Source organism: Pseudosulfitobacter pseudonitzschiae, assembly GCF_002222635.1.
Lineage (GTDB): Bacteria > Pseudomonadota > Alphaproteobacteria > Rhodobacterales > Rhodobacteraceae > Pseudosulfitobacter > Pseudosulfitobacter pseudonitzschiae_A.
In genome coordinates this window covers 217367-231008 of record NZ_CP022417.1, presented here as the reverse complement: position 1 = coordinate 231008, position 13642 = coordinate 217367, and the positions used below count along the sequence as shown (strand labels likewise).

13 protein-coding genes are annotated in these 13642 nt (G+C 57.4%); all 13 read right to left on the bottom strand.

Annotation, left to right across the window (positions count from 1 at the left end; all coding sequences use genetic code 11):
• Window positions 1-49 precede the first annotated feature (49 nt).
• The 13 genes from SULPSESMR1_RS20645 to SULPSESMR1_RS20585 all read right to left on the bottom strand — a co-directional run bounded on the left by SULPSESMR1_RS20645 (window position 50) and on the right by SULPSESMR1_RS20585 (window position 13603).
• On the bottom strand, window positions 50-856 hold the full coding sequence (locus SULPSESMR1_RS20645; protein ID WP_240311388.1) for a tetratricopeptide repeat protein: 807 nt from the start codon (window positions 854-856) through the stop codon (window positions 50-52).
• A 67-nt stretch (window positions 857-923) separates the two neighbouring features.
• Window positions 924-2714: a pilus assembly protein TadG-related protein gene (locus SULPSESMR1_RS20640; protein ID WP_157729071.1), complete on the bottom strand. Its 1791-nt coding sequence runs from the start codon at window positions 2712-2714 to the stop codon at window positions 924-926.
• Window positions 2704-3126 carry a TadE/TadG family type IV pilus assembly protein gene (locus SULPSESMR1_RS20635; RefSeq protein WP_089422929.1) on the bottom strand — a complete coding sequence of 141 codons (423 nt, stop codon included), beginning with the start codon at window positions 3124-3126 and terminating at the stop codon, window positions 2704-2706. Before SULPSESMR1_RS20635 ends, SULPSESMR1_RS20640 begins: the two co-directional genes overlap by 11 nt.
• A complete protein-coding gene (locus SULPSESMR1_RS20630) occupies window positions 3123-4004 on the bottom strand; it encodes a type II secretion system F family protein (RefSeq protein WP_240311387.1) in 882 nt (293 codons plus the stop codon). The genes SULPSESMR1_RS20635 and SULPSESMR1_RS20630 overlap by 4 nt, the downstream gene beginning before the upstream one ends.
• 73 nt (window positions 4005-4077) lie before the next feature.
• Complete coding sequence (locus SULPSESMR1_RS20625) at window positions 4078-5046, bottom strand: type II secretion system F family protein (RefSeq protein WP_240311386.1); 969 nt, start codon at window positions 5044-5046, stop codon at window positions 4078-4080.
• The gene (locus SULPSESMR1_RS20620) at window positions 5043-6587 is read right to left on the bottom strand and encodes a CpaF family protein (protein ID WP_089422927.1); all 1545 of its coding nucleotides are present in this window, start codon (window positions 6585-6587) and stop codon (window positions 5043-5045) included. The genes SULPSESMR1_RS20625 and SULPSESMR1_RS20620 overlap by 4 nt, the downstream gene beginning before the upstream one ends.
• The gene (locus SULPSESMR1_RS20615; protein WP_157729070.1) at window positions 6580-7821 is read right to left on the bottom strand and encodes an AAA family ATPase; all 1242 of its coding nucleotides are present in this window, start codon (window positions 7819-7821) and stop codon (window positions 6580-6582) included. The genes SULPSESMR1_RS20620 and SULPSESMR1_RS20615 overlap by 8 nt, the downstream gene beginning before the upstream one ends.
• Before the next feature lie 22 nt (window positions 7822-7843).
• A complete protein-coding gene (locus SULPSESMR1_RS20610; RefSeq protein WP_250161487.1) occupies window positions 7844-8389 on the bottom strand; it encodes a CpaD family pilus assembly protein in 546 nt (181 codons plus the stop codon).
• Complete coding sequence (locus tag SULPSESMR1_RS20605; protein ID WP_089422999.1) at window positions 8386-9690, bottom strand: type II and III secretion system protein family protein; 1305 nt, start codon at window positions 9688-9690, stop codon at window positions 8386-8388. The genes SULPSESMR1_RS20610 and SULPSESMR1_RS20605 overlap by 4 nt, the downstream gene beginning before the upstream one ends.
• A gap of 77 nt (window positions 9691-9767) precedes the next feature.
• A complete protein-coding gene (gene cpaB / locus SULPSESMR1_RS20600) occupies window positions 9768-10712 on the bottom strand; it encodes a Flp pilus assembly protein CpaB (protein ID WP_089422925.1) in 945 nt (314 codons plus the stop codon).
• A 2-nt stretch (window positions 10713-10714) separates the two neighbouring features.
• On the bottom strand, window positions 10715-10903 hold the full coding sequence (locus tag SULPSESMR1_RS20595; RefSeq protein ID WP_089422924.1) for a Flp family type IVb pilin: 189 nt from the start codon (window positions 10901-10903) through the stop codon (window positions 10715-10717).
• A gap of 407 nt (window positions 10904-11310) precedes the next feature.
• The gene (locus SULPSESMR1_RS20590) at window positions 11311-12654 is read right to left on the bottom strand and encodes a flavin-containing monooxygenase (protein WP_089422923.1); all 1344 of its coding nucleotides are present in this window, start codon (window positions 12652-12654) and stop codon (window positions 11311-11313) included.
• The gene (locus tag SULPSESMR1_RS20585) at window positions 12647-13603 is read right to left on the bottom strand and encodes an NAD-dependent epimerase/dehydratase family protein (RefSeq protein WP_157729069.1); all 957 of its coding nucleotides are present in this window, start codon (window positions 13601-13603) and stop codon (window positions 12647-12649) included. The genes SULPSESMR1_RS20590 and SULPSESMR1_RS20585 overlap by 8 nt, the downstream gene beginning before the upstream one ends.
• Between the last annotated feature and the right edge of the window lie 39 nt (window positions 13604-13642).

Below are 13642 nucleotides of genomic sequence, written 5' to 3'. Positions count from 1 at the left end.
TGCAGCCGCGACAGGGTTGGACCAGCGCCTGCCGCGCGTCGATAGCACTCTAGGCAAATACCAGCGATCCGATCGGGTTTCCGTCGTTCATCGTGCGTCGCAGCGCCCTGTATATGGCGATATTCTCTTCTATCTCCTGCGCACTCATATCCAGAGATAAAGTCGCACGAGCTTCGTTTTCCAAACCGGCAAGACCATAGACCAGGGCCAGATTGTCCCGAACATGCGGTGCTGCATTCGGGTCTCGTACCAGTTCTTGCAAGATGTTGATCGCTTTGTCCGAATTGCCAGTCAATGCCAGCGACAAGGCATAGTTGCTGCGCAGGATGAAGTTCGTGGGATAGGTCGACAACCCCTCCTGATAGACCTTTTGCGCTTTGAGGTGTTGCGACATAGTATCAAGTGCGACACCTTTGCCCGTGATCGCAGATATATTGCTGCGATTGATCCGAAGCGCCTTGTCGTAATATTTCAGCGCCTCGTCGGGGCGTTTTTGCGCCAGATACACCCGCGCGAGAATGGCCAATACATCGTCATTGTTAGAGGCCAGTTCGTGCGCGCGCAGCAAAACGGTTTCTGCGCGGCCATGTTGTCCCATGCGCGAATAGGCATCACCGGCGCCCTTCAGGGCAGCAACTGATTCCGGATCGCTGGTCAGTGCCTTTTCGAACAATCTGGCCGCATTTGTGTAGTCTCCCGATTCCGCCGTGGCCTGTGCCAGTCGCAACGTGCTGGAGCCCTCTTCGGTGGTTCTGCCCGGACCGGCGTTCGGCACAGTTTGCACCGCACAAGCTGACAGGCTAAGCGCCACCGCAATCAGGCAGAGGCGGCGAAAATGAAAGAAAAAAGGTGTCAATGTATAGCTCCGGTCAGTTTGGTGCGGCGCAATTCGCCCTTTGGTGGTCTTGGTCCAGGCAATGCGATCACCTGACCAACATGATCCGCCCACAATGCGCCTTGTGCAGTGTAAGCTCTGCGTACCCTACTTTGATGCCAAGCAGTTCAAGCACACTGTCCAGCACCACATCCAGTGGGAAGAGTATCAAAGACAAAACCGGATCAAGCAAGTCCGCGACAAGGGAACGTACGGTAGACAGCAATGACGAAATCAGATCTGTACCGATAATTTCTAGGTGCGTTTCTGCACCAGTCAGAAGCGAACTTAGGGCAGAACCTAGCAGCGCCTCCGAGCCGAATGTTTTGGTTTGCCCTTCTTCTGAGCGGGTAAAGATAGTCTGCGACTGTTCGGACACTCCAAAGGACACGTGGGATTTAGCCATAAGCTTGGCCGCCTCAAGGTTGATAATGATTGGAACTAGCGGCACAATTGACGCGTCCACTTGGATATTCAGACCTAGCAGTTTTGCCTCTTCAAGATCATTCTGATCCAACAGAGTTGTCATGTTTTCAAAATCTGGGGCGGGGAACCGTCCCAAAAACAGTTCGGCAACATGGGTGCCCGTCACACCAGTCAGCGGAGATGTACCCGTGTCGAAAGTAGCCAACGGTTCACCTCCTGTGGCCCCGCAGTCCAATCCCGTCAATGTTACCATGGCGCTGGCAATCTCAAGGTAAAGGGGCACTTCTACCGAGACAATGTCAAGGGAGACGATACCGAGGGTCGTCTCCAAGCCTGACAGAATATCGGTGTCTAGAGTCAGATCCAGTTTCATCCGCACCTGTGCGGTATGCGCTGTAGCGCCTCGTTCCGCGAACATGATCCACGCTGGACGCTCACCCACCACTATCTTCAGGTTCGTCTCCAGTAGACCGGGTATGTTCAGATCCAGCTTTAGATCGATGAAACGGTTGGCGTTGATAACATCCACCGATGACATTAACACATCCAGAGCGGACACAGTGACAGTGGGCAAAACATCCTCAAGCTGCACCGCGACGTCGTCACCGTCCACGCCAATCAGCTTTTCGGCATCCAACAGGGCATTGCTTCCGGAATTCAGGATCGCAATCAGCGCCGCAGTGGACCCCTGAACCACGCCAGTGTCCAAAAGAGCCCCAGCAATATCAAGCAGCTCGACATCACTGGTCAGCAGATCTTCGTAAGTCAGAGCCGTCAAATCCGCACGGGTTGCCAGAGCGTCTGAAAATGTCAGCAGGTCAATCTGGGCAACGGCCAATGCTTTATAGTCCAGCACAGTCAACGAAATTTCGCTGCCTGTCGCCTCTGACAAAAGCGCGTTCAACAGCCCCTCATTCATCGAAGACAGTCCCGATGCCAGACTGAACGAGGCCAGATCAAAGCTCGCGGCGGTCGCACGGGCCCCCAGCTGCGTCGTGTCTTGCGCTAAAAAACTGCGGGCAAAATACAGCGGCGCGGCCTCTTGCAGGGACACGGTGGCCGCGTTCACATCCAGATCACTCAGCTCACGGTCGGTCAGCCTGTCGTCTGGATCCAGTGCCGGATCGCGTTGGTAATGCCCATAGTTGATGGACGTCATCGCACTCGCATCAAGCCCGTTACCCTCGATGGTGGTCAGGGCGTATGCGGCGGGACTGTCGCTCAGATTGTTCACAGCGCTGACCGCAGCAAGATCAGCGCGCGTTTGCAGCGTCTTTTGCCGGAAGTATAGCGAACTCAGGTCAACCCCCAGCGCGACAAAGCCCAGTAGAACCGTCAGCACCAGCGCAAAGATGATGATGACGGCGCCGCGTTCATCCGCCCAAAACGCCTGAATTCGCAGCTTAATAGGCAAGATAGCTACTCCGCGTCAGAGTGGTCAGCTCAAGCCCGAGAAACCCGCTGGCCACGTCCACCGCTGATCCTTGCAAGTCATAGGACAGTGACACTTGAATCCCGTCCGGATCGGTCCCCGAAAATGTGGTGATGGTGCGGGCCATCTTGTCTTGCCCCAGAAATGTAAACCGCGCGCCTGCATTGGTTATGAACGCATTCGCAAGATTTTCACGTTCCGTGGTGGTGATCCCGATGGCGGAATAGCGCGCCGCCTCGGCGGCCAGTTGTTGCAGGCTGTTGGCAATCGCAAAATACTGACCAAAGCAGATGATGCCGAACACCATCGACAGCAAAATGGGCAGAACCAACACGAATTCAACCGCCGTGGCGCCGTCTTCGCCTTTTAGGAAGTGGCGTGCCGTTCGTTTCATCCGAACCCACCCTCCATGATATTGTCCAGAATGCTCAGCACTGCGGGACCGATCAAAACGATGAACAAGGGCGGCATGATGAACAGGATCAGCGGCATGGTCATCAATGCGGGCGCGCGGCCCGCCTGTTCTTCGATTTTCAACAGCCGCCCTGCTCTTTCGTCGCGCATCAACGTACGCATGGCCCCGGCAAAGGGTGTGCCATAGCGTTCCGCCTGCATCAGCGCGTTGGAAAAGATCGTGATTTCCGTCAACGGAAGGCGCGTGCTGAAATTGCGCCAAGCATCGTCACGACTGGGCAGAATGCTAAGCTCGATCACCAGTTGTTGCAATTCGAACGCCAATGGTGGGCAGAACATCCGGATTTCATTCGCCACGCGGCTGAGTGACGGATTGGCACTGAGGCCGGATTCACTGGCGATGACCAGCAATTCAAGCATATCAGGGAAGCTTTTGCGCACCTGTTTGAAGCGGCGGTTGCGGATATGGGTCAACACGATGTCCGGCGCCTTGGACAGGGCAAGCGCAATACCACAGGACCAAATCACAACGACCAACCCACTGGTGGGGGTATCACTGCGGGCCACAAGGAACCACAACACAGTCAACAGTGCACCCGCGATCGGCAACACCAGTTTAAGAAAAGCGTGAACCAACACCGCGTCGCGACTGCGAAAACCGGCGGTGCGCAACAGTTCAGCCGAGATTTCAGCCTCGCCGCCGCGCATCACCGAAACCCGCTCAAGCGTTATCGTGGCAAGCCTGCGAAACACCTGTGCAATCCGCTGAAGAATGGATTGACGCTGCGAGGCACGGCGCGCAGGCATACGCCCCAGACTGCGGTTGATGCGTGCGACGCGGGCGTGTCTGTCAATCATGTGCAGCACACCAAGCTGCACAAGGATCAGGGCCGGCACACCGACAGCAAACTGGACAAGCAAGGGAGGAAGATCAAACATCGATACGCGACAATTTATACATGCTGTAAATTCCCAACCCAAGGCTGAGCAAAGCTGCAGCAGCCATGACCTGACCGCGCGCGTCGGTGATCAGCGGGTTCAGATAGCCAGGGTTCATAAAGAACAGAACAACAGCCACCACAAAGGGCAGACTGGACAGGATCAACGCGCTTACACGAATTTCGGCAGACAGCGCGGCCGCCTTTCTGCGCAGTTTTTTCCGATCACGCAGCAACTCGGCCAAATTTTCCAGCGTTTCAACCAGATTGCCGCCGGTTTCCGACTGCAGGCTGGTGGCCACAGTAACAAAGTGGGCCTCGGGTGAACCGATCCGTTCTGCAACACCAGTCAGCGCCTTGATCAGCGGCACGCCCAGTTTCAACTCCTCACAGCAGCGTCTGAACTCTTCCTGCGCGATACCCCTTGCGTGCTGTGCCACAACAGCAAGGGCTGCCGGGATGGGCTGACCCGCCCGCAGGCCGCGCGCCAGTATGTCCAGACAATCCGGCAACGCCTCGTTGAAGGTGCGCACCCTGCGGGCGCGCATGGCGCTTAGCAGGACATTGAACACCACCCACCCCGCACCTGCGCCCAAAACAGGGGCCAAAGGCAGAGGGAACAGACCTGACAGCCAGAACCCGCCGCCCGCCACCACCGCAATCGCGCACATCAGCCCGATCGCGGCCATTGGTGAAATCTCCAGCCCCGCCTCCTTCAAACGCACTTCAAGCAAGCCGATCAGCCCGCCCTTGGTGTGGCGCAACCCGTCCTTCTCAGCAGTCTGCGTGGCCTCAAGACGGCGCATCACACGGGCCGATGTCCTGCCCGGATGATCCGAACTGAAGCGGACAAGACGCGCGCGGCGCACGCGACGGGACCGGTCAATCAATATGATCCCGGAAAACCCCAGAGCAAGACAGGTCATAAAGGTCAGCCCGAAATAGACGGTGATCGGCGTCATGTGCTGCCCACCAGAATATCCCGAACCGCATTTTCCAGACCGTGGTCTTTGGCGCGTTCGATAAAATGGGGCAGCGTGCGGGTGCTTTGGAATTCCCCGACAATCTCTTCGCCAACCTTGCCCTGAGTGCGGTGAAACCGGAACAGTTCCTGCATGCTGATGATATTACCCTCCATGCCGACCACCTCGGCAATAGAGGTTACCCGCCGCACCCCGTCGTGCATCCGCGAAATTTGCACGATCAGATGCAGTGCTTCTTTCAACTGGTCGCGGACAAAATCAGCAGACAGTTGCACCCCTGACATCGCGATCAGATTTTCCATCCGCGTCAACGCCTCGCGGGGGTTGTTGGCATGCAAAGTGCTCATCGAGCCGTCGTGGCCGGTGTTCATTGCCTGAAGCATATCAAGGGCTTCGTCGCTGCGAACCTCGCCGATGATGATCCGGTCGGGGCGCATCCGCAACGCGTTGCGGAACAGGTGGCGCATGGTGACTTCACCGGTCCCCTCAAGTGTCGGTGGACGGGTTTCCAAACGCACCACATGCGGCTGTTGCAGACGCAGTTCTGCCGCATCCTCGATTGTAACAATCCGCTCGTTTGCAGGAATCTCGCGGGATACGGCGTTCAGCAATGTCGTTTTACCCGCGCCGGTCCCACCCGAAAACAGGATGTTCAGCCGCAGGTAGGCCGCAATCCTCAGAAGCTCGGCCATTTGCGGCGACAGGGTGTTCCGGCTGGCCAGATCGGCCAGCGTCAACTCGTCCTTGGGGAATTTACGGATCGTTATGGTGGGTCCATCCACCGCCAGTGGCGGAATGGTCACGTTGATCCGGCTGCCGTCGGCCAGACGCGTGTCCACCAACGGCGTGCTTTCGTCGACCCGCCGACCCGCAGCCGATACGATGCGGCTGGCGATGTTCATCACATGCTGATCATCGCGAAACGACACATCGGTCAGTTCCAGACGCCCGGCGCGTTCGACATAGACCTTTTGCGGTCCGTTCACTAGAATATCGGACACTTCGTCGTCAGCAAGCAGACGTTCCAAGGGGCCGAACCCCATCATGTCATCGACCACATAGCTGACCAGATCAGCGCTTTCTGCGCCGTTCAACTCAAGCTTTTGCGACGCGCAAATGCTGAGAACCGCATCGCGGATGGTGTCACGCTGCGCCTCGGCCGAAAGACCCGCCAGCGCTTGCAGGTCCAGAAGGGTCAACGCCTCGGGCAGAATCCTGCGGCTGAGCGCATTCAGGCGTTTGGCAAATCCCGGCATATAGCTGGTCGGCGCGACGCGCACCTTGGATTGGGGTCCGGCCAACGCCTCGGTTTCGGTCGGGGGCGCGAAATGTTGCATCAACTGGCGCTGGCTTTCGCGCGGGACGGTCTGGCCCGTCTGCGTTTCGTACCAGTCGATTGCACTGCTGATCTCGTGCAGCCCAACGCTCTCTCCCGCGCGCGCCACTTCGGTCAGCCGCGTCTCGATGAGGGCACGAAGTCGTTCCAGATCGTCCATTGGCAAGGTTGCGACGTCAGTCATGCCCGCCTGCCTTCTTCCAACGCCAGATGCTGCGTTTGGTATCCGTGGGGTTGAACAGCGGGGTTTCCAACCGCGACACCAACTGCGACACCGACCGAGAATACCCGTTGCGCGGAGCCAGTTTTTGCAACGGGATCCCCTTGACCGACGCCCGCGCCAATTCCGATCCGCATTGCGGCAGCACCATGTCGATATCCCGATCCAGCGCGGTCGTGATTTCGGATTTGCGAAGCCCTGCGTCGCGCCGTGTCTGCGACAGCACACAAGAGATACGTGGCCCGTTTGTCTGGTCCGCGATCCGGTGCAACAGCCTGCTGCAACTACGAATAGACGTGAACCCTTGCCCCAGAACCAGGACCAGCTCGTCCAAGCCCTCTGCGATCGTCGGCGTCTCGGCCAAAAGCGTGCGCGGCAGGTCCACGATCAAGGTGGGGTAGTCGGCCTTGATCTGCTGAAGCAACGCGGGGAACCCCGCTTCAAGAGCACGTATCCGGCTATGCTCGCTTGCCTCGGCGGAATACACCGCCAGTCCTGCCAATGGCGTGGCCATCGTCGCATTCAGAAATGTGCGATCCACACGTTCGGGCGCCAGCAATGCTTCAAGCAGGCCGGGGGTGATGTCCATGTCGAAATCTATCGCCAACGAGCCAAAACACAGGTCCGCATCCACCAATGCAACGCTGCCCACACTGTCACGCGCCAGCTTGCCCGACCGTGCGTGGCCCAGATAGCCGACCGCCAGATTTGCCGCCAGAACGCTGGCGCCGACGCCGCCGCTGACACCGCAAATGCCGATTGTGCGGGCGCTGGCAACCTTGGGAGTTGCAAGAGTGGGTGTTTCATCCAGACCCAACGCCACTTCGGTTCCGTCTGCAAGCGGCAGCACCAGATAGTCTCGCGCGCCAGCGGCGATAAAGCTTCTGTAGGTTTCAACACTGTTCTGTCGTCCCAACAGGACCAGACCGACACCCTCTGCGGCTAGATCCTGTATCATCGGCAGACTGGCCGCCGCATCCTCGGACCCCAGTTCGACCACAAGCACGTCGCCCAATGATGTCATGCCTATCAAACGGGCGGCCGTCGCCAACGAACCTGCATGAAAGTTGACGGTGCCGCCGCGCCCGATCTGGCGACCGATCTGTTCGACGGCGGTCTTTGCGTCTTCGGAATTGATGAATGCCTCGACCCGCACGGTGCCGTTGCGGATGGTCGCGGCAGATATGGGACGATTCACATCATTCTCCTTGCCAGCGGCATTATTGCAGCGCCGTTCGCGCCGTTGGTGCGGGGGCCAGAACATCACCCGGCTCGTCAATCATGACCGCAAGGTTGATCGCATTTGCACAACCCAGATCGTCAGCGCCCGGCGTGCAGTCCACACGAATACCACTGGCCCGCACCAACCGGATAAGGCCCGTTTGCCTTGGCACCGTCGGATAAGTGGCAAAGCTTTGATCCATACCGATACGAACGCGCGACGGCACAAAGGCCAGTGCGGCGTGTATGGTTTCCACGCGCCCCGCGTCTGTCTTGGGCGATCCGCTGGTTGGGATGGTCACAATCAGCACATCCCCTTTGCGCAGGGCATTGCGGTTCAGGAAATGGTTGATCCCGTGCCGTTCCGATTTTGACAGTCCCGACGATTTCGCCCCGAACCGGTAGGTATGCTGCGTTTCGACATAGTCAGCCGACAGCCGGTCAACGACCCCGACATCGGGTTGCGGAGTGCTGCACCCTGCCAACAATGCGCCAAGGGCAAACACTACGATTGCAATACGACCTGAAAGAAATTGCATGATCATTGAAGAAGAAGCCCCGCCTTGCCATTGATGCTTTTGACCGAAACCGGCCCCCCGTCATCCGCTGCGCCAAAAGTCAGTTCACCAAGAAAATTGCGGCTCAGACGGTCCGCAGGGGCGAACTTTTCCAGCGGCGTCTTAAGCTTGCCGGGCGCGCTGGGTTCGACAAGATAAGGTGTGACGATGATGACCAACTCGGTCTCGCCCTTTTGAAAGCTGGTGGACCGGAACAGCGCCCCCAGCAGGGGAATCTCGCCCAGTCCGGGGATCTGTTTGATGTTCTGTTGCGATGTCGCCTTGAACAGTCCCGCGATGGCAAAGCTTTGGCCGCTGCTGACCTCGATGGTGGTGGCCGCACTGCGTTCCAGAATCAGCGGCAGGTTCTGAAGATCTGTCGTGCTGCCATTGGAAAAATCCAGTTCGCGGATCTTGGTGTTTACCATCAACTTGATCTTGTCCGACCGCATAACCTCGGGTTCGAAATCCAGTTCGACACCGAAGGGTTCAAAAACAACGCGCACTTCGCCGTCACCCGATTGGGTCTGGTACGGGAAACGACCACCGGCCAGGAACGTCGCCTTGTCACCGGAACGTGCTGTCAGGTTCGGCTCGGACAGGATGGTCACAAGCCCCTCGTTCTTCAGCGCCTCAAGCGTTACCCCTTGAAGCGAGTTGCCAACACTGAACTGGGATGCCAGAGAATAACCGCCCGATACGGCGTTGCCGCCCGTCAGCCCGTTGCCAGAAAGCGTTGTCCAGTTGGTGCCCAGATCTTCTGTCACCGTGCGCGAAACCTCGGCGATCTTGACCTGAAGATTGACCTGCGCGGGTGTGTCCAGCGACAGGCTGTTGACCACCGGCACGGCATCGCCAGCCAATGTCTGCACGATGTTTTGCACCTGTTCCGCGTCGCGGATTGTGCCGACGCGGCCGGTCATAACCAACGCCCCGTCCACTTCCACAATCGAAAATTTCCCGCCTTGCACCGACGCCCGCGCCGCGCCGTTCAACGCTTTTACATTCGTGGAGACCTTGACCGAACTGGCAACCGAAACCTCGTCCGATGCATCAATGACGAACAACGTCGTCTCGCCCATAGACTTGCCGTAGATATACAACAATGTGGGAGACTTGATCTCGACATCTGCAATTTCGGGGTTAGCCAGAAACACCGTCTCGGACGGGGTATCAAGCTTTATCAGCTTGCCTTCACCAGCAAACAACTGGACCGGACGGCCATTGCTTTCGATAAAGGTCTGCGCGTGACTTGCTGCGGGCAGGTACAGCAGAAACGCACCCAGCATGAAAATCACATGAAATTTTGTGGCAGGGGGCAACAATCGTAACAACGTAATGATCCTAATTAAAAGCAGACCAGGGGTTAGTCAGACCCCGTTGTGCTGGGTGGAGGACTGTTGGCGGAAGCGCTTGGGTCAGGAGCAGATTGTCCCAAAATGCCTTTTACACGGGTGGCGGTGCTTCCCCGAATGATCCGCACGTTGGGCGGCTTGGCCGGTTCAGTACGCGGCGCAGCCAGTCCGGAAATCTGCGTCGCAAGCATCGGTGTATCGTTTACGATGGTCGGCATGTCGTCACCTGTCCGATCGCTCAGCACCAGAATAATTTCCCCGGTATGCTTGGCCAGCGCGAGTACCTTTGCGCCTTCTGGATGCAGTTCAAGCGTGATGGTCTTGGGCATTCCCGCGCGCCCCTGCCCTGCGGGCGCGTTCGTTTGATCCGTGGCAAGCACCTGAACATTGTGCAGAACCGTGCGCACAGCCCGCACGCCATCCTGATTGTCGTAAGATACCAGAACGTCGATCCTGTCCCCCTGAGCAATTAACCCCGCAACCGCCGTTTCCCCCGTAAGCGGAAGGGCAATTGCCCGCATTCCCGGCCGCAGCAGTGCGGCGGCGCCTTCGATCATAGGAGGTTCCGGTACTTCTTCGGCAACAACCTCAGGAGGTGAATATACCGCAGGTTGTAAATCCGACTTGACGAAAGGCGTGCCCATCGGGATCATCCGGTTCGCGCTTAATTGAATAAGAGCAGACCGGTTTTCTGAACTGTCTTCAATTAGATTCTCGCCCGCCTGATCAATCTGCATTTCCACAGGCTTTAATTGATCATCCGAAATAACTCCGCCCTGCTCAATTACCGCATTGGCGAAAAGATAGGTTTCTCTGGGCGGCACGGATAGCGCAATTGGCTGGCTTACAGGAAGTGGCTCAGGCGCATTGTTTGCCTGAACACCAACCCAAGCCACGCCTCCGGCAAGCACGAAGGAGGTTATGACGACAACGAGTGTGCGCGCTGAGAACTCCATGATCAGGGCACTGCGATGCCCGCGGTAGTCAAAGCAGTGCGTACTGCTTCAAACCCTGAGTTTACTTGTCCGCCAATATTGCTTACAGCCACAACAATTACCGCAGCAATCAGGGCTGCAAACAAACCGTATTCAATTGCAGTTGCGCCGTCTTCATCACGTGCGAATTTTTTGATAAATTTCAATGTCATGATTTTTACTTAACCTCGCTCATTATCAACATTACAATTCGCAACAGTCCTTCTGGCTGCCACGAATGACCATAGGCAGCTTCCCGCCTAAGAGATTAGGCGCACAACCTGAACGGTCGTGCAACAATGATTGATAAAAATTGACCCCAACAACTATGTTTTTGTTGAGTTTGGGGAATATGCCACACAAGTTACATACTTACGTATTTCGCAAATACATACTTTTGATTTCAATTAAATACTAAAGAATATATTCGGAATCCGGCCCAGGCGCTCGCATCCACGGCGCATTGACGAATCTTTCGTGCAGATGCGACAGCGACGCACTGACCAGCCCAAGACACACCTACAGGCGGGGTATCCGGCCCGAAATGGCCCGGACCATAGTCAAAAGGCGCAGGCTAAAATCAAGCCTTACCTGCTTTCCCCGCAGCCATATCACGACGCATCTGGCCCGAGAATGTCTTGAAATCCACCTCAAGCACATAACGCTTGCTATCAAGATAGGTCTTGCGCTGAACCTGCTGGTGCCGCTCGATCTCTTCTGTCCGGGCCGCCCGATCGGGCATTCTCATCGCGCCAGAAAGATAGGCGGCGATCCACTTGCCCTGAATTTCCACCAGCGGAATCGTCGGGCCAACTGGCTGTACCAATCCGGCAAAGATCAATCCGGGATATTTGAGTGAAACCATCCGCCGATAAAGCGCACCCACTTCTTGCGCCGGATCAAAAACTGTCTCTGGCAAAAAGGGAAAGGTGATCTTGTAGCCCGTCGCAAAAATGATCGCGTCCAGCTTTTCCGTACTGCCGTCGGCAAAGGCCACGCTGTCACCGCGCAGCTCTTTCACGTTGGGCTTCACACTGATGTAGCCATGACCGATGTACGGCAAAAGTTCTTGGCTCAGAGTCGCATGTTCGCGCCACATCGGATGCGCGGGGCGCGGCAGATTAAAGCGGCGCTGGTCACCCACACCCAGCCTGATAAGCCATGACATCACCAGCCGGGTCGTCTTTGTCGGCAACCGTAAACGGCGCGACAGTCCGGCCGACACCTGGTCAATCGGAATGCCCCAAAGATATTTCGGTATCACCCAGCCACTGCGCCGCGTGGACACAAAAACATGCTCTGTCCGTCGCGCGATATCCACGGCGATATCCACCGCCGAGTTGCCCAGCCCCACCACCATCACCCGCTTGCCCTCATAGGGGTCGGCGTTGCGGTAGTGGTGCGAATGGATCACCGGCCCATTAAAGCTGCCGGAAAAGTCAGGCATCTGCGGGTCTGCAAGATGGCCGTTGGCAACAATCACCGTGCCGAAATTCAGCACCTCACCCGTAGCAAGCCGCACGTCAAAACGGCCATCTTTGGGAATAACCTCTGCCACCTCGGTGCGAAAACGCACCAGTTTGCGCAGCCCGAAATGGTCGGCATATCGTTCCAGATGGGCAAGAAACTGGCGGTGGCTTGGAAAGTCCGGCAGCGTTTCATCAAGCGGAAAGTCGCTATAGCCTAGGTTGGGCCGCGAGGTATCAATATGCAGCGAGGCGTAACACGAGCTTTGCCCGTTGTCGTTCTCGTACCGCCACATGCCCCCAATGTCCGAACCCTTCTCAAAGACCTGCACCGCTAGCCCCCGTTCCTGAAGCGACTTGGCCACTGTCATCCCCGAGGAACCGGCGCCGATGATACAAATATCGGCCTGTTTTTCCGCGGCTGACACTGCGTGCGTCGGGGTCACTGTTTCAGCCATTGTGGCTTTCCTTCTGGCTCTGAAAATCATCAATCACCGCCTCGATATCCGTGTCCGGCCCGATCCCCAGCCGCGCAGCGGCAACCGAAGTAAAGCGACGGGGCCAACCATCGACAATCCGCTGTACTTGCGTATCGGGGGCATAGGTCACTGCGCCCTTTGCCCCCTTGCGAACACCTGCGGCAACCATCTCTGCGACGGTTACGGTCAGGGCGGGCAGGTTGAACGCCCGCTTGGGCGGCAGCGCTTCGGCAGGTAGGTCGACCAACGTGAGAAAGGCCGAGATGGCAGCACCGGCAGAGACGATGGGCACCGGCGTTTCCGGCGCGAGCGGGGCGGCAAGGTCGTGTCCCGTCAACGGCTCGCGCAGGATGCCGGCGACACGGTCAGAAATGGCAGCAGCAGGGGCGCCGGGCCGCGTGACCACAATGGGCAGGCGCAGACAGCACCCGTCAATCCGTCCAAGGCGGGAATGATCGGCAATTAACAACTCGCAAATTGCCTTCTGGGTGCCATAGGTTGTCTGCGGCAGCGGAACGACGTCGTCACCCACCTCTTCGGGCAGTGCGCCACCGAAAATGGCGATCGACGAGGCATAGATCACCTTTGGCGCACCCTCTGCCGTTTCGATCAGATACCGCAACGACTCCACACTGACGTCCCACGCAAGGCCGGAGTTCTGCTCGGCCTCAATGGTCAAAAGAGAGGCGAAATGAAACAGGGCGTCAAAGCCATCGGCAACCAACGCGGCCAGATATGCTCGATCCGATAGATCACCCTCGCGCCCTACAATTTCCACACCTTTGGCATTTGGCAACTCCGGCAGCCGTCGGTCTGCCAGTGTGATCCGGCCAATCGCCTGTCCCCCCAACCGTCCCTGCGCCAGCAAGGACGAGACCAGCCGTTGGCCCAAAAAGCCTCCTGCACCCGTGATCAGAACATGGATCATATCTTCAGCATCTTCTAAACATCCTACTAAGTCGTATGT